Below are 231 nucleotides of genomic sequence, written 5' to 3'. Positions count from 1 at the left end.
ACTATATTGCGAGCCCGACGACCACGATGCGCAGTTTCGGCCTGCCGCTTCCCGAAGATGGCCCAAACGTCGCTTGGTGGCTCCGCCTCAAGGGTGTTCGCGATATCGTCGCGGGATTACTCGTGCTGGCGTTCATGGTGTGGGGCGCTCAACGGGAGGTCGGCATCGTGCTTTTGATCGAAGCGATGATCCCTGCGGGCGACATGCTGCTCGTTCTCGCAGCGAAAGGCT

General features: G+C 61.0%; 1 protein-coding gene. It reads left to right on the top strand.

Translation table 11 applies throughout. The features are described from left to right. The coding region (locus tag AF337_RS11130; RefSeq protein WP_152970981.1) for a DUF4267 domain-containing protein at positions 1–231 on the top strand (231 nt) is incomplete at both ends.

Source organism: Rhizobium ecuadorense (assembly GCF_001187535.1).
In the GTDB taxonomy this organism is placed as follows: Bacteria; Pseudomonadota; Alphaproteobacteria; order Rhizobiales; family Rhizobiaceae; genus Rhizobium; species Rhizobium ecuadorense.
The sequence above is the reverse complement of the archived record's forward strand: the minus strand, read 5'-3'. Positions and strand labels throughout refer to the sequence as shown.